The following is an 18,974-nucleotide window of genomic DNA, read 5'->3' on the forward strand; positions in this document are numbered from 1 at the left end:
GGATCCGGCAGTCTCGGAGCGAGGGGGCCGACGAGACGCGTGGAGGCCGTAGTGACCGGGCAGCAGGTGGCGGACGACTCCGTCCCGACCAGGATCGGGCAGGCGATGATGCTGCTCCACGGCGGCGACCGGGAAGAGGCCCGCAACCGCTTCGGCCAGATCTGGGACCAGCTCGGACCGGACGGCGACCCGCTGCACCGCTGCACCCTCGCCCACTACATGGCCGACGCCCAGGACGACCCCGATGCCGAGCTCGCCTGGGACCTGCGGGCCCTGTCGGCGGCCGAGGGCGTCGACGACGACCGGCCGGCCCGCCCCGGCTCGGTCGCCGCCCTGCGCGCCCTGTATCCCTCGCTCCACCTGAACCTCGCCGCCGACTACGTCAAACTGGCCCGCCCCGACGCGGCCCGCGACCACCTGGACCGGGCCCGCACCGCCGCCCGGGCGCTGGACGACGACGGCTACGGAAACGGGGTGCGGGCCGCGATCGAGCGCCTGGAGCTGCGGCTGCGGGGCTTCCCGGGCGCGGTCTAGCGACACTGCCTACCGGCCGTAGGTGCCCCGGCAGATCGTGGCCTGTTCGCTGCGGGGGCTCCAGCCGCCGTACCGCTCGCCCAGCTCGCAGACGTCCGCTCGGCCGCGGGGGACCTGGGCGAGCCCGGGGATCTCGGCCTCCGGACGGCGGTGCTGCTGCTTCGGTACGGAGGAGGGGCGCGGTTTCTCGGTGCGGCGCGGGCGCGCGGGGCCGGACCCCTCGGCCTCGTCCGTCCGGTGCCGCTCGACGGCCGGCCGCGGCTCGGGCGGCGGGGGGTCGGGCATCGCGGCCTCCAGGGCCTCGCGGGCGGGGCCCTGGACGATCTGGGGCGCGACGTCCTGCCCGTGGGTCTCGACGGAGAGACGGGGGGCGGGCGCGGGGGCCGCGGGCGGCGACTCGACCGCGACGCAGCCCGACAGGGCGGCCATGGCCGCCCCGGCGAGCAGCGTCACTCGTGTTCTGGTTCCATGCACTCGCGCAACTCTGCTGGTCGCACGGCCTTTCCCACACCCCTACTCGCGGGGAATGCCCCGCATGAGTGATCACCCGGCCACGGGCTGACCCGCGCCGCGGCCTCGGGGCGCGGGGCCGGTCAGTCTCCGGTCGCGCCGTCGATGCGCTCGCGCAGGAGGTCGGCGTGGCCGTTGTGCCGGGCGTACTCCTCGATCATGTGCAGGTAGATCCAGCGCAGGTTGTACGTCTGCCCCGAGCGGTGCTTCCCGGTGCCGACGTCGTCGAGGCCGCGTTCGGCGGCGTTGGCGAGGGCCCGGGCGATCTCGTCCTGCCAGGTGGCGTACGCCTCCTCCCACGTGTCCTCCTCGGTGGCATGGATGTCGCGGTCCATGTCCTCCTCGGTGCAGTAGATCCAGCCGGCGTCCTCGCCCGCGAGGGTCCGCCGGAACCAGCCGCGCTCGACCTCGGCCATGTGCCGGACCAGGCCCAGCAGGTTGAGGTCGGACGGCGGCGCTGAGGCGGTGCGCAGCTGGGCGTCGTCGAGGCCCTCGCACTTCATGGCGAGGGTGGCCCGGTGGAAGTCGAGCCATTCCTCCAGGGCCGCGCGCTCGCCGGTGAGGGTGCCGGGGTCGGTGCGGGGGGTGGATGCGGTGCGTTCGGCAGTCATGCCCGCATCGTCGCCCATGGTCGTCCCACGGGGCCAGTGGATTGACGGCGGTTCAGGCGTTCTGGCCGCCCAGCATCCCGCGCAGCAACTCGTCGAGGCCGGTGCGCAGTTCCGCGCGGCTCGGCACCGCGGTGTGGAAGGACCCGGCGGCGCAGGAGAACATCAGCCCCTCGCTCCAGGCGATCAGGGAGAGCGCGTGGCGCTCGGGCGCGGGCGAGCCGGCGGCGGCCATCATCGCGATCAGCGGGCCGTGGAAGACGGCTCCGGCGGAGTCGAAGAAGGCGCGCAGCTCGGGGCGGCGGGTGGCCTCCAGGGCCAGTTCGTAGCGGGAGACGAGCAGGGCCCGGTGGTCCGTCAGATAGCGGTGCAGGGCCAGGGCGAGCGCCTCCGCCACGGCCTTCGGATCCGCGTCCGCGCCGGGCAGCTCGTGCGGCGCGAGGACGCCCGCCTCCCGCTCGACCTGGCGCCGGACCGCCGCCTCGAGGAGGGCCTGCCGGGTGCGGGCGTGGTTGGAGGTGGAGCCCTGGGGGAGTCCGGCCCGCTCGTCCACGGCGCGGTGGGTGAGCCCGCGCATGCCGCGCTCCACGAGCAGGTCGAGGGCCGCGTCGCCGATGAGCTCGGCGCGGGTGGGCGGGGCGTCGGGGGCCGGTGTCGCGGTCATGGGGCAAATCTAGCGACCCCCGGCTGTCCCGGGGACTACGGCTGTAGTACCCTCGGCGCAAGAGGTCACTACACCCGTAGTTCTCCGTCGCCCCAGGGGGAGTCATGGAACAGCACCGTGCCGTCGTCGTAGGAGCGGGCATCGGCGGCCTCACCGCCGCCGTCGCCCTGCGGCAGCGCGGCTGGGACGTCACCGTCCTCGAACGCGCCCCCGGCCTCGCGCCCGTCGGCGCCGGGATCGCCCTCGCCCCCAACGCCCTGCGCGCCCTCGACGTCATCGGCCTCGGCGACCCGGTCCGGGACCTCGCCGCCTGGCAGGGCGACGGCGGCGTGCGCCGCCCCGACGGCCGCTGGCTCTGCCGCACCGACGCCCGGGCCGCCGCAGCCCGTTTCGGCGGCCCGCTCGTCCTGCTGCACCGCGCCACCCTGGTCGACCTCCTCACCTCGGCCCTGCCCGCCACCGCCGTGCGCACCGCGAGCCCGGCCGGCCTCGACGACCCCGGCGACGCCCGCCGTCCCGCCCGCGTGTCCACCCCCGACGGCACCGTCGAGGCCGAACTCGTCGTCGCCGCCGACGGCCTCCGCTCCGCCGTCCGCACCGCCCTCTTCCCCCGCCACCCCGGCCCCCGCTACTCCGGCTTCACCACCTGGCGGACCGTCATCCCCGCCCCCGAGCGGCCCTTCGCCCCGCACGAGACCTGGGGCCCCGCCCGTCTCTGGGGCAGCCAGCCGCTCAAGGACGGCCGCGTCTACGCGTACGCCATGGCGGCGGCCCCCGCCGGGGCCCGCGCCGCCGACGGCGAGAAGGCCGAACTCGCGCGTCTCTTCGGCGGCTGGCACCACCCCGTGCCCGCGATCCTGGCGGCCGCCGACGAGACGGGCATCCTCCGGCACGACGTCCACCACCTCATCGACCCGCTGCCCGCCTTCCACCACGGCCGCGTCGCCCTCGTCGGCGACGCCGCCCACGCCATGCAGCCCACCCTGGGCCAGGGCGGCAACCAGGCCGTCGAGGACGCGATCGTCCTCGCCCACCACACCGGCCACGGCCTGCCCGTCCCGGCCGCCCTCGCCGCGTACACCGCCGACCGGCTGCCCCGCACCACCGCCCTGGTCCGCAAGGCCGCCCGCACCGGCCGCCTCGCGCTGCTGTCCGCCCGCCCCGCCGTCGCCCTGCGCGACACCGCCCTGAGCGCCGCCTCCCGCTTCGGTCCCGGACTGATCCTGCGTGGCTTCGAGGGCATCGCCGACTGGTGCCCCCCGGCCGCCGCCGAACCGCGCCGCGTAAGCTGACCGGCGCGAACGGCCCCACCGCCGGGGTCGGGGAACGACGGCAAGGGAGACCGAAGTGAAGGTCGGCTGCATCGGACTCGGCGACATCGCCCGCAAGGCGTACCTCCCGGTCCTGTCCACCCTTCCCGGGATCGAGCTCCACCTCCAGACCCGCACCCCCGCGACCCTCGACCTGGTCGGCGACAGCCTCCACGTGCCCGCCGCGCGCCGGCACCGCGACCTCGACTCGCTGCTCGCCGCCGGACTCGACGCCGCCTTCGTGCACGCCCCGACCCAGGTGCACCCCGAGATCACCACCCGCCTCCTGGAGGCCGGGGTCCCCACCTACGTCGACAAGCCGCTCGCCTACGAGTACGCCGAGTCCGAGCGGCTGGTCGAACTCGCCGAGAAGCGCGCGGTCGGCCTCGCCGTCGGCTTCAACCGCCGGCTCGCCCCCGCCTACGCCCAGTGCCTCGACCACCCGCGCGAGCTGATCCTCATGCAGAAGAACCGCGTCGGGCTGCCCGAGGACCCGCGCACCTTCGTCCTCGACGACTTCATCCACGTCGTCGACACCCTGCGCTTCCTGCTCCCCGGCGACGTCGAGCACACCGACGTACGGGCCAGGGTCCGCGACGGGCTGCTGCACCACGTCGTGCTCCAGCTGTCCGGCGACGGCTTCACCGCCCTCGGCGTGATGAACCGCCGAGGCGGCTCCACCGAGGAGATCCTGGAGGTCTCCGGGCAGGACACCAAGCGCCAGGTCCTCAACCTCGCCGAGATCGTCGACCACAAGGGCCAGCCGACCGTGCGCCGCCGCGGCGACTGGGTGCCGGTGGCCCGCCAGCGCGGCATCGAGCAGGCCGTGATTGCCTTCCTCGAAGCCGTACGCGAGGGGCGGCCGCTCAGCGCCCGCGACGCGCTCGTGACCCACGAGCTGTGCGAACGCGTGGTGCGCGAGGCGCTCGCCCAGGCCGCCTGACCCCGCCGGCCGCCGCCCGGGCCTCAGGTCGCCTGGCCCCGCTGGCCGCTGCCCGGGCCTCAGGTCGCCTGGCCCCGCCGGCCGCCGCCCGGCCCCCGCGTCGCCACCGGCCCCCGCGTCGCCACCGGCCCCCGTGCCCCCGTGCCCCCGCGATGCCACCGGCCCCCGCGCCGCCGCGCCGCCGGCTCCGGCGCCGCCGGCTCCTGCGGTACGGCGCCCGCGGCTCAGCGCCTCCTGAGCCGTCCCGCGGCCTCGACCGCGCACAGCACGACGATGACGGCGACGGCCCCCTGGACCGCCCAGTCGCCGAGACGGACGTACGGGGTGGGAGCCGCGCCTGCGAGCGGCAGGTCCAGGACGGCGGCGCCGCCGGTCCCGGTGCCCAGGGCGGCGCCGACGGGCCGCCCGTCCGGGCCGTACCCGGCGCTGATCCCGGTCAGCGTCGTGTGCACCACCGGCCGCCCCGACTCCGCGGCCCGCAGGGCCGCGAGCGAGGCGTGTTGGGCCGGAGCCCAGCTGTCCTGGAAGGTGGAGGTGGCCGACTGCGCCACCACCACGTCGGCACCGTCCCGGGCCAGACGCCGGGTCATGTCGGGGAAGGCCGACTCGAAGCAGACCAGCGGCCCCACCCGAAGTCCCGCGCCCCCGCCGCCGTCCTGCGGCGGAAGCGTCATCACGACCGGTGCGGTGCCCCGCCGTCGGTCCTCGCCGGCCGCCTTGCCGACCGAGGTCACCCAGCCGAGCACGGCCCGCGCCGGGACGTACTCGCCGAACGGCACGAGGCGCATCTTGTCGTAGCGGTCCCCGGTCGGCCCGTCCGGGCCGACGAGCACGGCGCTCTTGAAGATGCCGGGGCGGTCCGAGCGGCGCGCGTCCACGTTCACCAGCACCGGCGCGTCCACGAAGCGCGAGAGCGCCGCGAGCCGGGCGGCCAGATCGGGCCGCGCGCCCAGATCCGCTCCCACGCTGCTCTCGCCCCAGACCACCAGGTCGAGCCGCTGCCCGGCGAGCGTCCTGGTCAGCTCCTCGCCCCGGTCGAAGCGCCGTTCGGCGCCGCCCGGCGGGCCGAGGACACCCGGCTGGACCACCGCGACCCGTACGCTGCCGGTGGTGCGCGGCGGTGTGGTGCCCCACCAGGTGAGCCCCAGGACCAGGGCGCACCCGACGAGACCCACCAGCGCGGTCCTGCGCACCGGCGCCACGGCCAGGAGCAGCGCGACGGCCGTGTTCACCGCCACCACCAGCAGGCTCACCAGCCAGACGCCGCCCACCGACGCGAGCCGCAGCGCGGGCGGCACCTGCCACTGGCTCGCCCCGAGCAGACCCCACGGGCCGCCGAGGCCCTCCCAGGAGCGGACCAGTTCGATCAGCAGCCAGCCGGAGGGCACCACCAGCAGCGCCGCGGCGGCCCGGCGGGGGGACGGCGAGCCGCCGAGGAGACCGTGCACGATCCTTCCCCACGGCAGCCACAGCAGCCCGAGCAGCGCGGCGAGCAGGAGCAGGAAGACGTGGAGGCTCGGCAGCAGCCAGTGATGCACCGCCAGCATGAAACCGATGCCCCCGCACCAGCCGTCCAGACCGGCCCGGCGCGCGCTCGGCGCCGTACGGATCAGGAGCAGCCAGGGGACGAGGGCCAGATATGCCCACCACCACAGGCCGGGGGCGGGGAAGGCGAGCGCGGGCAGGGCACCGAGGGCGACGGCGAGCGCCGAACGGCCGGGGCCCGGCAGCCGTGACCGCAGGGGAGGGGCGGCGGCGCCCGGCGCGGCACCGGTGCCGCGGCCCGCGCCCCCGCCGGTGCGGGGGCCGGCCGGTGCGCCGTGGCTGGTGCCGGTTCCCCGCCCGGCCGCTCCCGGCCCGGCCGCTCCCGGCCCGGCCCGGTGCCGGGCGAACGGAGTCCGCATGTGCTGCCTCCCGGTGTCGCCTCCAGTGTGCGCGCGACCGGTGCCGCGGGCGGCGCGACAGGCCACAGGGATGCCGTGCCGCTCCTCCGGTCCTCTCTCCCCTTCCCGGCCGGCGGGCTCTCAGCCCCGGCGCCACTTCTCCTCGACCACCACCGAGGTCAGCAGCCAGCCGTCGTCCGTACGGCGCAGCGTGAAGGCGTAACGCCCGCCGCAGACGAAGTCCTCGCCCGACGCGTACCGCATCGGGTTCACGTAGTCGGCGCGCACGGTCGCCTCGTCGCCGGGAGAGCCCCCGAGGTCCTGGACGGCGACCCGCCGGTTGACGATGAGGTGCTGGCGCACGGGAAAGAGCCGCATCGTCCCGGCGAGCCAGTCGGCGACCTCGGACACGGGGCCCTCGACGCCGCCCGCACCGCGGTAGTCGGCGCGCCCGTCCGGCGTGAACAGCGCGCGGTACGCGGTCCAGTCGGAGTCGTCCACGGCCACGGCGTAGCCGGTGATCACGTCGTCGACGGCGAGCCGGTCCATCACGTTCGCGAGGTCCACGCGCTGTGTCATCGGCTCAGTCTCGGGCAGCGGGGGAGCGGCGCCAAGGGGTGTGCGCGGTCCGCCGCCCGGGATCGCGCCGGGCGGCGGGGGCGTCAGCCGGCCGACTCGCCCGCGTGGGGGCTGAGGACGTCCGTGCCGACCAGAACGAACAGGACGATGCCGAGGATGATCCGGTAGATCACGAACGGCATGAAGGACTTGGTGGTGATGAACTTCATGAACCAGGCGATGACCGCGTAACCCACGCCGAAGGCGATGACGGTGGCGAAGATCGTCGGTCCCCAGGAGACGTGGCCGCCCTCGCCCGCGTCCTTCAGCTCGAACACGCCGGAGGCGAGCACGGCCGGGATGGCGAGCAGGAAGGAGTAACGGGCCGCGGCCTCACGGGTGTAGCCCATGAGCAGACCGCCGGAGATGGTGGCGCCGGAGCGGGAGACGCCGGGGATCAGGGCCATCGCCTGGCAGACGCCGAAGATCAGGCCGTCGCGCACGCCGAGCTCCTTGAGCGTCTTGCGCTCGCGGATGGCGCGGTGCCGGCCGCCGATCTCGTCGCGGGCGGCGAGCCGGTCGGCGATCCCGAGCACGATGCCCATGACGATCAGCGTGGTGGCGATCAGCCGCAGGTCGCGGAACGGGCCCTCGATCTGGTCCTTGAGCGTGACGCCGAGGACACCGATCGGGATCGAGCCGACGATGACCAGCCAGCCCATCTGGGCGTCGTGGTCCGAGCGCATCGCCTTGTCGGACAGCGAGCGGAACCAGGCGGAGAGGATCCGCGCGATGTCCTTGCGGAAGTAGATGAGGACGGCCGTCTCGGTGCCGATCTGGGTGATGGCCGTGAAGGCGGCACCCGGGTCGTGCCAGCCGGCGAACGCGGCGGTGAGCCGCAGATGCGCGCTGGAGGAGATGGGAAGGAACTCCGTCAGCCCCTGGACGAGTCCGAGGATGAATGATTCGAACCAACTCATGGAGCCAGGGCCGTCCCGTATGTACGTCTGCGGTCAGAGGTCGGTGCGCAGCGTACCGTCCCGAAGTGACGTGACCGTTCCCAGGGCTCGGGCCCGGCGCCCGGAGGGTCAGTCCTCCACCGGCCCCGTGGCCGTCCAGCCCGGCGACCGCACATGCGCCGTCAGGCTCGCCCGGTCCGCCTCCTCGCCGCAGCTCGCGCAGACCACGCGCGGGCTGAGCACCGCGCCGCAGGCGTGCTCCAGGACCACCGGCCGGTCCTCGGCATGGAGATGGCGGTCGCCCCAGGCCATCAGGGTCATGAGGACGGGCCCGAGCTCCCGGCCGGCCGGCGTCGCCCGGTACTCGTAGCGCGGAGGGCGCTCGCTGTACGCCGCCTTCTCCAGGATCCCCGCCTCGACCAGGCGCTTGAGGCGGGCGGTGAGGATGTCGCGCGGCGCGCCCGTGTTGCGGGCGATCCGGTCGAAGCGGTGGACGCCGAGGAAGACCTCGCGCAGGACGAGGAGGGAGTACTTCTCGCCGACCAGCGCGAGCGTGTCGGCGATCGAGCAGGGGCGGGGGGCGGCCTTCATGGCCCCAGCCTAAGGCAGCCGACGGAAGGAGGGTTTGATAATCCAACTCACTGGGTTATGTTACCGGTGAGTGAGGATCCAGTTTTCCAACCCACCGAGTCCGCCGACCATTCGGGAGCCGTCTCATGCGTGACGCCGTCATCGTCGAAGCCGTCCGTACGCCGATGGGCAAGGGCAAGCCCGGCGGGGCCCTCTCCGCCGTCCACCCCGTCGCCCTGCTCTCGCACACCCTGCGCGCCCTGATCGACCGCACCGGCATCGACCCCGCCCTCGTCGACGACGTCATCGGCGGCACGGTCGACCAGGTCGGCGAACAGGCCATGAACACCACCCGCTACGCCTGGCTCGGAGCCGGCCTGCCCGAGACCGTGCCCGCCACCACCGTCGACCGCCAGTGCGGCTCCTCCCAGCAGGCCGTGCACTTCGCCGCGCAGGGCGTGCTGTCCGGTGCGTACGACATCGCCGTCGCCTGCGGCGTCGAGTCCATGAGCCGCGTCCCGATGTGGTCCAACGTGCCGCCCGGCGCCGACCCCTTCGGCCCCGGCGTCGCAGAGCGCTACCCGGAGGGCCTGGTGCCGCAGGGCATCAGCGCCGAACTGATCGCCGCCAAGTGGTCCATCGGCCGGACCGCCATGGACGAGTTCGCCGCGGCCTCGCACGACAAGGCCGCGCGCAGCTGGGAGACCGGACTCTTCGACGACCAGGTCGTCCCGTACGGGACCGTCCGCCGCGACGAGTCGGTGCGCCCCGCCACCACCCCCGAGGTCCTCGCCGGCCTCCGGCCCGCCTTCCAGGACCCGGCCTTCTCCGAACGCTTCCCGCAGATCGACTGGTCGGTCACCGCGGGCAACAGCAGCCCGATCAACGACGGGGCCTCCGCCGTCCTCGTCATGGCCGCCGACACCGCCCGGGCCCTCGGCCTGCGCCCGCTCGCCCGCCTGCACTCCTTCGCCGTGACCGGCTCCGACCCGCTCCTCATGCTCACGGGCGTCATCCCCGCCACCGAGAAGGTGCTGCGCCGCGCGGGCCTCGGCCTCGACGACATCGACCTCTTCGAGATCAACGAGGCCTTCGCGAGCGTCGTCCTCGCCTGGCAGCAGGAGACCGGCGCCGACCCTTCCAAGGTCAACGTCCACGGCGGCGCGATCGCCCTCGGCCACCCCCTGGGCGCGAGCGGCACCCGCCTGACGACGACCCTGGTGCACGCGCTGCGCGCCCGGGGCGGGCGCTATGGCCTGCAGGCCATGTGCGAGGCCGGCGGGCTCGCCAACGCGATGATCGTCGAAGCCATGTGAGAGCGGGCGGGGGACCGCGCCTGGGCGGGGGCCGGCCTCGGGAGGGGCCGGACGCGGGCGGCGGACGCGTGGGGACCGCGGGGCTCGGCTCTCACGAGCGGCAGCGCCCGTCGCCGGCTCGTGCGCGGTCCTCACCGGCTTTGTAGGGTCTCGGCCGGCTCGTGCGCGGTCTTCACCGGTTTCGTACGGTCTCGGCCGGCTCCCGCGCGGTCCTCACCGGTTTCGTACGGTCTCGGCCGCCTCCCGCCCGCTCTTCACCGGCTTCGTACGGTCTCGGCCGGCTCCCGAACGGCATCCGGCGGCGACGCGGGCGAGGCGGCGGCCGTCACCTCCCTCAGCCGGTGCCGCTTGCGCCAGCCCACCACCGCGGCCACCGACGCCGACAGGACGATGAAGCCCGTGGAGACCAGGAAGGCGGGGGAGGTGGGCGAGGTGGCCTGGCTGCCCGCGACCACGTAGGCCAGGGTGTTCGGTACGGAGCCGAGGCCGGTCGCCAGCAGGAAGGGCGCGTACCTCATCCGGGAGACGGCGGCCGCGTAGTTGGCCACCGCGAACGGCATCCCGGGGAACAGCCGGATCGCCAGCATCGAACGGAAGCCGTGCCGGCTCAGCTGGCCGTCCGCGGCCCGCAGCCACCGCCCCCGGACGTACGGGCGCAACGCCTCCTGCCCCAGCGTCCGGCCGAGCGCGAACGAGAGGCCCGCGCCGAGCACCGTCCCGCCCAGGGCCGCCGCGAAGCCCGCCTGCGTCCCGAAGAGTGCGCCCGCCGCCAGGTTCAGGATCGGCCGCGGCACCAGCGCCGCCGTGCACACCCCGTACGCGAGGCCGAACACCAGCACCGCGCCCGCACCGCTCAACTGCGGTGGCCAGCCCGCCGACAGCAGCCGCTGCGGCTCGAAGAGCAGCACCGACACGCCCGCGGCGAGCAGGATCACGGCGAGGTACGCCAGTCGGGCCTTGGGCGACAGGAGCATCCGGGGAGAGTAACCGACACCCATGTGTGATCGCCGTAATGTGCGCCATGCTCCCCGCGCCTACAGTGGCCGCGTGAGCGACAGCATGCCCGCGACCCCCTCCGCCGCCCCGGCCGTCCCGGCGAGCGACCTCGCCGACACCGTCCTCGCCCGGCTCACCGAACTCTACCCAGCCGCCGGGAACCCCTTCAGGGCCCAGGAGATGGTCGCGTACATGCAGGGCGTGGCGCCCTTCCTCGGCGTGCGCACCCCCGAGCGCCGCGCCCTGTCCCGTACCCTCCTCGCCGGACTGCCCGCCCCCGACGAGGCCGACTGCACGGCCGTCGCCCTGCGCTGCTTCGCCCTGCCGGAGCGCGAATACCACTACTTCGCCGTCGACTACCTCCGCCGCCACGTGAAGCGCTGCTCCTCCGCCTTCCTGCCGGTGGCGCGCGACCTCGTCACCACCGTCTCCTGGTGGGACACGGTCGACCACCTCGCCGCCCACGTCGTCGGCGGGCTCGTCGCCGCCGACCCCGCGCTCGCCGCGCACATGGACGAGTGGATCGCCGACGACGACGTGTGGGTGGCCCGCACCGCCCTGCTCCACCAGCTCCGCTTCAAGGACGCCACCGACGCCGGGCGGCTGTTCTCCTACTGCCTGCTGCGCGCCGGTCACCCGGACTTCTTCCTCCGCAAGGCGATCGGCTGGAGCCTGCGCGAGTACGCCAAGACCGCCCCGGCCGAGGTCCGCGCCTTCGTCGCCCAGAACACCACGCGGCTCTCCCCGCTGTCGGTGCGCGAGGCCCTCAAGAACCTCTGACCGCGCCGGGCCGCCCCGGGGTCCTTCCGGAATTCCCCGGTCCCCGGCCGGGCCTCTCGGAGCCTCTCCGGCTCCTCCGGGCCCGAAGGGCCCCTGGCCGGCGCGTAATTCGTTCGACGGGGCCGTTCCGGGCGGTCATGATCGGGGCATGTCCCGGTACGCCTTCCCCGCAGCACCGTCCGCAGTCGCGGATGTGCCGAAGGCTGCCGTTCTCGTGACGCTCGGCGGCGACCGAAGCTGACCCTTCCCGGATCGTCCGGCGGACCCCGCAGGGGGAGGGTCGGTCCGGCCCCGGGGTCCCCGCACACGCTTCGCACACCGAATCGAGCCATTCAGCCATGCCCAAGCAGGCATACGCGCGCACCAAGCCGCACCTCAACATCGGCACCATGGGTCACGTCGACCACGGCAAGACCACCCTCACCGCCGCCATCACCAAGGTCCTCAGCGAGCGCACCACCGCCGGCCCCACCACGTACGTGCCCTTCGACCGGATCGACCGGGCCCCCGAGGAGGCGCGGCGCGGCATCACCATCAACGCCGCGCACGTCGAGTACGAGACCGACACCCGCCACTACGCCCACGTCGACATGCCGGGACACGCCGACTACGTCAAGAACATGGTCACCGGAGCCGCCCAGCTCGACGGGGCGATCCTCGTCGTCTCCGCCCTCGACGGGATCATGCCGCAGACCGCCGAACACGTCCTGCTCGCCCGGCAGGTCGGCGTCGACCACATCGTCGTCGCCCTCAACAAGGCCGACGGCGCCGACGACGAGCTGACCGACCTGGTCGAACTGGAGGTACGGGAGCTGCTCACCGCGCACGGCTACGGCGGCGACGGCGTGCCCGTGGTGCGCGTCTCCGGCCTGCGGGCCCTGGAGGGCGACCCGCGCTGGACGGCGTCGGTGGAGGCGCTGCTCGACGCGGTGGACACCTATGTGCCGGTGCCCGAGCGGTACGTGGAGGCCCCGTTCCTGATGCCCGTCGAGAGCGTGCTCACCATCACCGGCCGCGGGACGGTCGTCACGGGCGCCGTCGAGCGCGGCACGATCCGGGTCGGCGACCGGGTGGACGTGCTCGGCGCCGGCACCGAGACGGTCGTCACCGGGGTCGAGACCTTCGGCCGGCCGATGGAGTCCGGACAGGCCGGCGACAACGTGGCCCTGCTGCTGCGCGGCGTCCCGCGCGGGGCGGTCCGCCGCGGCGACGTGGTGGCGCGACCGGGCAGCGTCGTGCCGCGCAGCCGCTTCACCGCCCGGGTGTACGTGCTCTCCGCCCGCGAGGGCGGCCGCACCACTCCGATCGGCACCGGCTACCGGCCGCAGTTCTACCTCCGTACGGCAGACGTCGTGGGCACCGTCGACCTCGGGCCCCGCGCCGTCGCCCGCCCCGGCGACACGGTCACCCTGACCGTCGACCTGGGGCGTCCGGTCCCTCTGGAGCCGGGACTCGGCTTCGCCATCCGCGAGGGCGGCCGCACGGTGGGAGCGGGCACGGTGACCGAGGTGCTGTGAGAGAGGGCGGGGCGTCCCCAGGCGCGGGGGCGCCCCGCCCTCGGGCACATCCGCCTGCCACCCGCCTGCCACCCGCCTGCCACCCGCCCGGCACCCGCCCCGCGTCCGCCCCGCACCCAAGCCCCGCCCGACCCGGCACTCGACGCCCCGATGTCGCCCCCGCCCGCCGCCCGTTCCGCACCCTCCTCCAGACTTGGACCATGACCGAGACGGTGAGGCGAACGGCACTGGTACTGGGCGCGGGCGGGATGGCCGGCGCGGGATGGATGATCGGGGTCCTCCACGGACTCGCCGAGGCGGGGACCGACCTGACGACGGCCGATCTGATCGTCGGCAGTTCCGCCGGCGCGGTCGTCGGCGCGCAGGTCGCCTCCGGGAAGTTCGCCCTCGACGCGCTCTACGAGAGCCAGCTCACCGCACCCGACGGCGAGCTCCCCGCCCGCCTCGGGCCGGGCGGGATCCTGCGGTACACCCTCGCCGTCCTCACCTCCCGCACGCCCGAGGCGTACGGGCGCAAGCTCGGCCGGCTGGCCGGCGCCGCGCGGACCGTCGCGCCGGAGGTCCGGCGGGAGGTCGTCGCCGGCCGGCTCGGGCCCGCCGCGGACTGGCCCGAGCGGCCGCGGCTGCTGATCACCGCCGTCGACGCGGACAGCGGCGAACTCACCGCCCACGACCGGGACGCCGGCGTCCCGCTCACCGACGCCGTCACCGCCAGCTGCGCCATCCCCGGCATCTGGCCGGTCGTCGAGCTCGCCGGACGCCGCTGGATCGACGGCGGCGTCCACTCCACCGCCAACGCCCACCTCGCCGCCGGCTGCGAACGCGTCGTCGTCATCGCGCCCAGCGCCACCGGCAACAAGGTGATCCTCTCCCCGGCCCGGCAGGGCGCCGACCTTGCCGCCGCCGGTGCCCGCGTCGAGGTCATCACGCCCGACGCCGAGTCTCGGCAGGTCTTCGGCCAGGGCTCGCTCGACCCGGCCCTCCGGGTCCCGGCCGCCCGCGCCGGACGGGCCCAGGCCGCCGCCCACGCCCGGGCCGTCGCCGACCTGTGGGCACAATGAGGACGTGAACGAGCAGATTCCCGTCATCCGCGACGTCGACTGGGGCACCGCCCGGCTCCTGCCCGACGTGGACACCGAGCGGGGCTGGCTGCTCACGGTCGACGGCGCGCCCCAGTCGTACGTCGACCTCGACGACCCCACGCGCCTGGAGTTCGAGTACGCCCAGCGGCTCGCCCATGTCGTCGACCTCGCCGCCGAGCCGGGCGCGCCGCTGGACGTCGTGCACCTGGGCGGCGGGGCGCTCACCCTGCCCCGTTACGTCGCCGCGACCCGGCCCGGCTCCCGGCAGCGGGTGGCCGAGGCCGACCGGGGCCTGATCGCCCTCGTCGACGAACACCTGCCGCTCCCGAGGGAGTCGGGGATCAGCGTGTACGGCGCGGACGCCCGCGCCTGGCTGGAGACCGCGCCGGACGCCTCCGCCGACCTGCTGATCGCCGACGTTTTCGGCGGCTCACGGGTGCCGGCCCACCTCACCTCGATCGAGTACGCCCGGCAGGCCCGGCGGGTGCTGCGCCCCGGCGGCGTGTACGCGGCGAACCTGGCGGACGGGGCGCCCTTCGCCTTCCTCGGCTCCCAGCTCGCCACCTTCGCCGCCGTGTTCCCCGAGCTCGCGCTGATCGCCGAACCGTCGGTCCTGCGCGGCCGCCGTTTCGGCAACGCGGTGCTGCTCGCCTCCGACCGCGAGATCGACACGGCGCCGCTCGCCCGCCGCACGGCCGCCGACCCCTTCCCCGCCCGGGTGGAACGGGGCGGGGCCCTGGCCCGCCTCAGCTCCGGCGCCCACCCGGTCCACGACTCCGACGCCGTGCCGTCCCCCGTCCCTCCGAACGGGGCCTTCGGCATCGGCTGACCGCGCGGAGGTAAACCAGGTGCGGACCGGCGGCGCGGTGGTGTGGGATCGGCGCCATGACGATCGTGCTGGGGACGCCGGGATCCGACGGGCTGCGCGAGGCCGTGGACGCACTGCGGGAGTGGCAGGACGACGGGGCGCCGATGCACCTGCACCCGGGAGACCTGGGCTGGTTCTGGCGTCGGGGGGAGCGGGCGACCGCCGCGGCGGTCAGGACCTGGCGCCGGGACGGACGGATCCTCGCCGTGGGGCTGCTCGACGGCCCCGCGCTGCTGCGGCTCGCGATCGCGCCGGATGCCCTCGGCGACGAGGAGGCGGCGCGGCGGATCGTGGCGGACGCGACCGAGCCGGAGCGCGGCGTGCTGCCCGCGGGCCGGGCCGACGTCGAGGCGCCGGCGGGTGCCCTGGTCCACGAGCTGTTCTCCGAGGCGGGCTGGGGCTTCGACGAGCCGTGGACGCAGCTGCGGCGCGACCTCACGCAGCCCGTGCCGGAACCGGGCGTGCGGATCGAGGTGGTCGGCCCCGAGCGGGCGCGCGCGTTCGCCGCCGTGCACCGGGCGGCGTTCGACGGCTCGTGCTTCACGGCAGGGCACTGGCACGCGATGGCGACCGGACTGCCGTACGCCGAAGCGCGGAGTCTCCTCGCGTACGACGACCTCGGCGCCCCGGTGGCGTCGGTGACGGTCTGGTCGGCCGGCCCCGGCCGGCCCGGTCTGCTCGAACCGATGGGCGTCCACGCGGACCACCGCGGCCGCGGTCACGGCAGGGCGATCACCCTGGCCGCGGCGGCCGCCCTCCGCCACCTGGGCTCCTCCAGCGCCCTCGTCGGCACCCCGAGCGCCAACACGGCCGCCGTCGCCACCTACACGTCCGCCGGCTTCCGCCCCCGCCCCGAGGTCCGGGACCGCCACCGGGACGGCTAGGCGGTGTCCCGTCGCCCCGTCAGGAGTCGACGGCGGCGCGGTCGGACTCGCTGCGCAGCACGCAGAACTCGTTCCCCTCGGGATCGGCCAGGACCGCCCAGCCCGTGCCGTCGGGATTCCGGTGGTCGGCGAGGAAGGTGGCGCCGAGGCCGAGGAGCCGGTCCACCTCCTCGTCGCGGGAGGTCTCGGGGCGCAGGCACAGGTGGATCCGGTTCTTGACCGTCTTGCCCTCGGGCACCTGGTTGAAGTAGAGCACCGGTCCCTCCTTCAGGAGCACCTGGGTCTCCCGGTCACCCGGCCGGTTCTCCGGATGCAGCGGACGCCCCGTCACACCGCTCCAGAACCGGGCCAGCTCGTAGGCATCCGCACAGTCGATCGCCACGTTCTGCACCACGGAAAACATGCCCGCGAGGCTACCCCCTGCCGGCGGAACTCAGGCCGTTCACGGCCGTTTCCCCGCCCTCGTCCCCGCCCTGGTCCGCGTCCCGGCCCTGGTCCGCGCCCCGGCTCTGGTCCGCGTCCCGGCTCTGGTCCGCGTTCCGGCCCTGGCCCGTCGTCACCGGCGCGCCCGCTACCTGCTTCGTGCGGCGGGTCAGGTTCCGCACGTCCGGCACGAGGAGCACCAGAGCCGTGACGAGCACGATGACGGCGGCCGAGCCCCACAACGCGTTGCTCCGGCCGAAGACGCTCTCCGCCGGCCCGGCCAGGGCCGTGGACAGGGGGAGCATGGCGGTCGAGCCGAACCAGTCGTAGGCCGAGACGCGGGACAGCTTCTCCTCGGGGATCTCCTGGTGCAGCGCCGTCATCCAGGAGACGCCGAAGACCTCGATCGCCACGCCGCTGACGAACATCGCGACCGAGAGCCCGACCACGTCGAGCGGCACGGCGAGCGCCGCCGACGGCAGGGCGATGGGGAACACGCACAGGGTGCCGACGAGCAGCATCCGGCGCGGTTTCCACCGGGCCATCAGCAGCGCGCCGCCGAGCGTGCCCACCCCGAACGCGGCCAGGGCCAGGCCCCACGGCCGGGCGCCGCCGAGTTCGTCGCGGGCCACCAGCGGTCCGTACACCGACTCGGCCGCGCCCACGAGCGCCACCACGATGGAGAACTGCGCGACGATCGACCAGAGCCAGGGCCGGCCGACGAACTCGTCCCATCCCTCGCGCAGGTCCGCGAGCAGCCCACCGCCCGGCGCGCGCTCGGGGATGTGCCGGACGTCGAGGAAGGCCCGCAGGGCTCCCGCGACCGCGAAGGCGACCGCGTCGATCGCGAGGACCCAGCCGGGTCCGACGGCGGCGATCAGCGCGCCGCCGAGCGCGGCACCGCCGATGCCGGCGCCGTGCATCGCCATCCGGAAGAGCGCGAAGGCCCGGCTGGCCTGCTCGCCGGTGACGCTGGACATCAGCATGCCCTCGGCGGCCGGACTGAAGAACGCCTGCCCCGTGCCGCACAGCGCGGTCAGCAGCATCATCTGCCACAGCCGCGCCTCGCCCGTGAGGACGAGGACGGCGAACACCGCCTGCGAGGCGAAGTTGAGGGCGTTGGCGGCGACCATCACCCGGTGACGGGGCACCCGGTCGGCGATCGCGCCCCCGATGAGGAGGAAGAGGACGAGCGGCAGGGTGCGGGCCATCGCGACCAGGCCGACGTCCCCGCCGTCGCCGCCGGACTGGATGACGGCGAACGCCGCCGCGATCAGGGCGCCGTGGGTGCCCAGGTTGGTGACGATCGCGGCGGCGGTCAGCAGCACGTAGTTGCGCCCGGCCCAGTCGGGCCTCCGGACGCGGGGGCTGGTGCGGATCACGACTCCGGGGATTCGGGGGCGAGCCGCACCGTGGAGACGATCTGCTGGATGGTGGCGTCCGGGAGCTCGTCCTTCACGCCCTTGGCGGCGTACAGCACGAAGGAGGAGAAGTCACCCTTGGCGTTCTTGAAGGAGAAGGCGACGGACTTGCCGTCCGTCTCGCACTTGTGGCGCTTCTTGATGCCGGGGGCGACGGCCGTGGCCATGCTGCCCTGGAGGCCGGCCTTGGTGGTGTACGGCACGGCCTTGGTGATCTTGATGGTGCCCTTGGGCATGTGCTGGGCGTAGCCGGCCCACACCCAGTTCCCGGCCTCGTTGTAGGCCGCCTCGGCGGTGTTCTTGGCGCCCTGGCCGCCCTTCGTGCCGGCCGAGCTCAGGCCCCACGTCTCCTCGGTGCCGTTCTGGTCCGTGTCCACCGCGCACCAGCTGCTCTTGAGGTAGGCGGGCGCGGACATGGAGACGACGGGGGAGCCGTCGCCCTTCTTCTCGTCCTCGAAGCCGGTGGCGGTGCCGGGCTTCGACACCTCCCAGCCCGGCGGCACGTCGAAGAGCGTGCCGTACTTCGGGTTGTACACGACCTTCCAGCCGGGGATCGTCGGCTGGTGGTCGGCCCCGTCGCGCGGGTTGTCGATCGACGGGGACGCCGGGCCGCCGGCCGGGGCCGAGGTGGCCGACTGCGTCGGCTTGGGGTCGTCGGCCCGGTCGTTCCTGTCGTCGTCCTTGCCGAGGACCAGGTAGCCGGCGACGCCGGCGGCGGCCAGCACGGCCACGGCGGCGACGATCGCCACCACGGTCGTCTGCTTCTTCTTCCCGCCGTCACCGCCGCCCGGCTGCGCCGGGCCCGGCATCGCGTACTGCGCCACGGTGGGCTGCTGGTACGGGTTCGGCTGCGGATAGCCGCCCGGCTGAGCCACCGTCGGCTGCTGGTACGGGTTGGGCTGGCCGTAGCCGCCGGGCTGCGTCGCCGGCTGTTGCGGGTACGGATTCGGCTGGCCGTAGCCGCCGGGCTGCGCGCCCGGCTGTGCGTACGGGTTCTGACTCTGGTCCTGCGGGTTCTGCTCGCCCCCGGGCGGCTGCTGTCCTGGCCACATGGCCAGTAACCATAGAGGTGCGGCCGGGGGCAGGCTACGGCCGCCCCCGTGCGGGGATGGCGAAGACTGCTACTCGCGGGTAACATCGCGGCCCAT

General features: G+C 74.8%; 20 protein-coding genes. 9 read left to right on the top strand and 11 right to left on the bottom strand.

Annotation, left to right across the window (positions count from 1 at the left end; genetic code table 11):
• Window positions 1–105: 105 nt before the first annotated feature.
• The gene (locus tag ABD954_RS29520) at window positions 106–534 is read left to right on the top strand and encodes a hypothetical protein (protein ID WP_345492536.1); all 429 of its coding nucleotides are present in this window, start codon (window positions 106–108) and stop codon (window positions 532–534) included.
• 9 nt (window positions 535–543) lie between these two features.
• Here ABD954_RS29520 and ABD954_RS29525 read toward each other — a convergent pair whose 3' ends face one another.
• From ABD954_RS29525 to ABD954_RS29535, 3 genes are all read right to left on the bottom strand, one after another.
• The gene (locus ABD954_RS29525; RefSeq protein WP_345490597.1) at window positions 544–987 is read right to left on the bottom strand and encodes a hypothetical protein; all 444 of its coding nucleotides are present in this window, start codon (window positions 985–987) and stop codon (window positions 544–546) included.
• A 140-nt stretch (window positions 988–1,127) separates the two neighbouring features.
• Complete coding sequence (locus ABD954_RS29530; protein WP_345490599.1) at window positions 1,128–1,655, bottom strand: DinB family protein; 528 nt, start codon at window positions 1,653–1,655, stop codon at window positions 1,128–1,130.
• Window positions 1,656–1,707: 52 nt separating this feature from the next.
• Entirely contained in the window at window positions 1,708–2,316 is a 609-nt protein-coding gene (locus ABD954_RS29535; protein ID WP_345490601.1) for a TetR/AcrR family transcriptional regulator, read from the bottom strand.
• Between the two features lie 104 nt (window positions 2,317–2,420).
• On the opposite strand from ABD954_RS29535, the gene ABD954_RS29540 reads away from it, so the two are divergent.
• Window positions 2,421–3,608, top strand: a complete 1,188-nt coding sequence (locus ABD954_RS29540) for an FAD-dependent oxidoreductase (RefSeq protein WP_345490603.1) — start codon at window positions 2,421–2,423, stop codon at window positions 3,606–3,608.
• 55 nt (window positions 3,609–3,663) lie between these two features.
• Window positions 3,664–4,569 (top strand): Gfo/Idh/MocA family protein, encoded by a 906-nt coding sequence (locus ABD954_RS29545; RefSeq protein ID WP_345490605.1) that lies wholly within the window; start codon window positions 3,664–3,666, stop codon window positions 4,567–4,569.
• Window positions 4,570–4,793: 224 nt separating this feature from the next.
• Here the strand turns inward: ABD954_RS29545 and lnt are convergent, their stop codons facing one another.
• The 4 genes from lnt to ABD954_RS29565 all read right to left on the bottom strand — a co-directional run bounded on the left by lnt (window position 4,794) and on the right by ABD954_RS29565 (window position 8,560).
• On the bottom strand, window positions 4,794–6,473 hold the full coding sequence (gene lnt, locus ABD954_RS29550; protein WP_345490607.1) for an apolipoprotein N-acyltransferase: 1,680 nt from the start codon (window positions 6,471–6,473) through the stop codon (window positions 4,794–4,796).
• 120 nt (window positions 6,474–6,593) lie between these two features.
• Entirely contained in the window at window positions 6,594–7,031 is a 438-nt protein-coding gene (locus ABD954_RS29555) for a nuclear transport factor 2 family protein (protein WP_345490609.1), read from the bottom strand.
• Between the two features lie 83 nt (window positions 7,032–7,114).
• Window positions 7,115–7,990 carry an undecaprenyl-diphosphate phosphatase gene (locus ABD954_RS29560; protein ID WP_345490611.1) on the bottom strand — a complete coding sequence of 292 codons (876 nt, stop codon included), beginning with the start codon at window positions 7,988–7,990 and terminating at the stop codon, window positions 7,115–7,117.
• 108 nt (window positions 7,991–8,098) lie between these two features.
• On the bottom strand, window positions 8,099–8,560 hold the full coding sequence (locus ABD954_RS29565; RefSeq protein WP_345490613.1) for a winged helix-turn-helix transcriptional regulator: 462 nt from the start codon (window positions 8,558–8,560) through the stop codon (window positions 8,099–8,101).
• A gap of 125 nt (window positions 8,561–8,685) precedes the next feature.
• Here ABD954_RS29565 and ABD954_RS29570 point away from each other — a divergent pair, with 125 nt between their 5' ends.
• A complete protein-coding gene (locus ABD954_RS29570) occupies window positions 8,686–9,855 on the top strand; it encodes a thiolase family protein (RefSeq protein ID WP_345490615.1) in 1,170 nt (389 codons plus the stop codon).
• A gap of 254 nt (window positions 9,856–10,109) precedes the next feature.
• Here ABD954_RS29570 and ABD954_RS29575 read toward each other — a convergent pair whose 3' ends face one another.
• Window positions 10,110–10,853, bottom strand: a complete 744-nt coding sequence (locus ABD954_RS29575; RefSeq protein ID WP_345490617.1) for a TVP38/TMEM64 family protein — start codon at window positions 10,851–10,853, stop codon at window positions 10,110–10,112.
• A 61-nt stretch (window positions 10,854–10,914) separates the two neighbouring features.
• Here ABD954_RS29575 and ABD954_RS29580 point away from each other — a divergent pair, with 61 nt between their 5' ends.
• The 5 genes from ABD954_RS29580 (at window position 10,915) to ABD954_RS29600 (ending at window position 15,982) form a co-directional block, all read left to right on the top strand.
• A complete protein-coding gene (locus ABD954_RS29580) occupies window positions 10,915–11,631 on the top strand; it encodes a DNA alkylation repair protein (protein ID WP_345492538.1) in 717 nt (238 codons plus the stop codon).
• 338 nt (window positions 11,632–11,969) lie between these two features.
• A complete protein-coding gene (tuf, locus tag ABD954_RS29585; RefSeq protein ID WP_345490619.1) occupies window positions 11,970–13,148 on the top strand; it encodes an elongation factor Tu in 1,179 nt (392 codons plus the stop codon).
• A gap of 200 nt (window positions 13,149–13,348) precedes the next feature.
• Window positions 13,349–14,209, top strand: a complete 861-nt coding sequence (locus tag ABD954_RS29590; RefSeq protein WP_345490621.1) for a patatin-like phospholipase family protein — start codon at window positions 13,349–13,351, stop codon at window positions 14,207–14,209.
• A gap of 4 nt (window positions 14,210–14,213) precedes the next feature.
• Window positions 14,214–15,059: a spermidine synthase gene (locus ABD954_RS29595; RefSeq protein WP_345490623.1), complete on the top strand. Its 846-nt coding sequence runs from the start codon at window positions 14,214–14,216 to the stop codon at window positions 15,057–15,059.
• A 56-nt stretch (window positions 15,060–15,115) separates the two neighbouring features.
• The gene (locus ABD954_RS29600; protein WP_345490625.1) at window positions 15,116–15,982 is read left to right on the top strand and encodes a GNAT family N-acetyltransferase; all 867 of its coding nucleotides are present in this window, start codon (window positions 15,116–15,118) and stop codon (window positions 15,980–15,982) included.
• Between the two features lie 19 nt (window positions 15,983–16,001).
• On the opposite strand, the gene ABD954_RS29605 is transcribed toward ABD954_RS29600, so the two are convergent.
• From ABD954_RS29605 to ABD954_RS29615, 3 genes are read right to left on the bottom strand one after another with little or no spacing between them, the layout of a single operon-like run.
• Complete coding sequence (locus ABD954_RS29605) at window positions 16,002–16,385, bottom strand: VOC family protein (protein ID WP_345490627.1); 384 nt, start codon at window positions 16,383–16,385, stop codon at window positions 16,002–16,004.
• Between the two features lie 10 nt (window positions 16,386–16,395).
• Window positions 16,396–17,784 carry an MFS transporter gene (locus ABD954_RS29610; protein WP_345492541.1) on the bottom strand — a complete coding sequence of 463 codons (1,389 nt, stop codon included), beginning with the start codon at window positions 17,782–17,784 and terminating at the stop codon, window positions 16,396–16,398.
• Complete coding sequence (locus ABD954_RS29615) at window positions 17,784–18,878, bottom strand: DUF8017 domain-containing protein (RefSeq protein WP_345490629.1); 1,095 nt, start codon at window positions 18,876–18,878, stop codon at window positions 17,784–17,786. The genes ABD954_RS29610 and ABD954_RS29615 overlap by 1 nt, the downstream gene beginning before the upstream one ends.
• Window positions 18,879–18,974 lie beyond the last annotated feature (96 nt).

This window comes from Streptomyces roseoviridis (genome assembly GCF_039535235.1).
Taxonomy (GTDB): domain Bacteria; phylum Actinomycetota; class Actinomycetes; order Streptomycetales; family Streptomycetaceae; genus Streptomyces; species Streptomyces roseoviridis.

Excerpts from the sequence above, each read along its gene's own strand:
- ABD954_RS29540 (WP_345490603.1), top strand. The coding sequence starts at position 2,421 with ATGGAACAGCACCGTGCCGTCGTCGTAGGAGCGGGCATCGGCGGCCTC.
- ABD954_RS29555 (WP_345490609.1), bottom strand. The coding sequence starts at position 7,031 with ATGACACAGCGCGTGGACCTCGCGAACGTGATGGACCGGCTCGCCGTC.
- ABD954_RS29520 (WP_345492536.1), top strand. The coding sequence starts at position 106 with ATGATGCTGCTCCACGGCGGCGACCGGGAAGAGGCCCGCAACCGCTTC.
- ABD954_RS29600 (WP_345490625.1), top strand. The coding sequence starts at position 15,116 with ATGACGATCGTGCTGGGGACGCCGGGATCCGACGGGCTGCGCGAGGCC.
- ABD954_RS29580 (WP_345492538.1), top strand. The coding sequence starts at position 10,915 with ATGCCCGCGACCCCCTCCGCCGCCCCGGCCGTCCCGGCGAGCGACCTC.
- ABD954_RS29615 (WP_345490629.1), bottom strand. The coding sequence starts at position 18,878 with ATGTGGCCAGGACAGCAGCCGCCCGGGGGCGAGCAGAACCCGCAGGAC.
- ABD954_RS29530 (WP_345490599.1), bottom strand. The coding sequence starts at position 1,655 with ATGACTGCCGAACGCACCGCATCCACCCCCCGCACCGACCCCGGCACC.
- lnt (WP_345490607.1), bottom strand. The coding sequence starts at position 6,473 with ATGCGGACTCCGTTCGCCCGGCACCGGGCCGGGCCGGGAGCGGCCGGG.
- ABD954_RS29605 (WP_345490627.1), bottom strand. The coding sequence starts at position 16,385 with ATGTTTTCCGTGGTGCAGAACGTGGCGATCGACTGTGCGGATGCCTAC.
- ABD954_RS29560 (WP_345490611.1), bottom strand. The coding sequence starts at position 7,990 with ATGAGTTGGTTCGAATCATTCATCCTCGGACTCGTCCAGGGGCTGACG.
- ABD954_RS29575 (WP_345490617.1), bottom strand. The coding sequence starts at position 10,853 with ATGGGTGTCGGTTACTCTCCCCGGATGCTCCTGTCGCCCAAGGCCCGA.
- ABD954_RS29570 (WP_345490615.1), top strand. The coding sequence starts at position 8,686 with ATGCGTGACGCCGTCATCGTCGAAGCCGTCCGTACGCCGATGGGCAAG.
- tuf (WP_345490619.1), top strand. The coding sequence starts at position 11,970 with ATGCCCAAGCAGGCATACGCGCGCACCAAGCCGCACCTCAACATCGGC.
- ABD954_RS29535 (WP_345490601.1), bottom strand. The coding sequence starts at position 2,316 with ATGACCGCGACACCGGCCCCCGACGCCCCGCCCACCCGCGCCGAGCTC.
- ABD954_RS29565 (WP_345490613.1), bottom strand. The coding sequence starts at position 8,560 with ATGAAGGCCGCCCCCCGCCCCTGCTCGATCGCCGACACGCTCGCGCTG.
- ABD954_RS29590 (WP_345490621.1), top strand. The coding sequence starts at position 13,349 with ATGACCGAGACGGTGAGGCGAACGGCACTGGTACTGGGCGCGGGCGGG.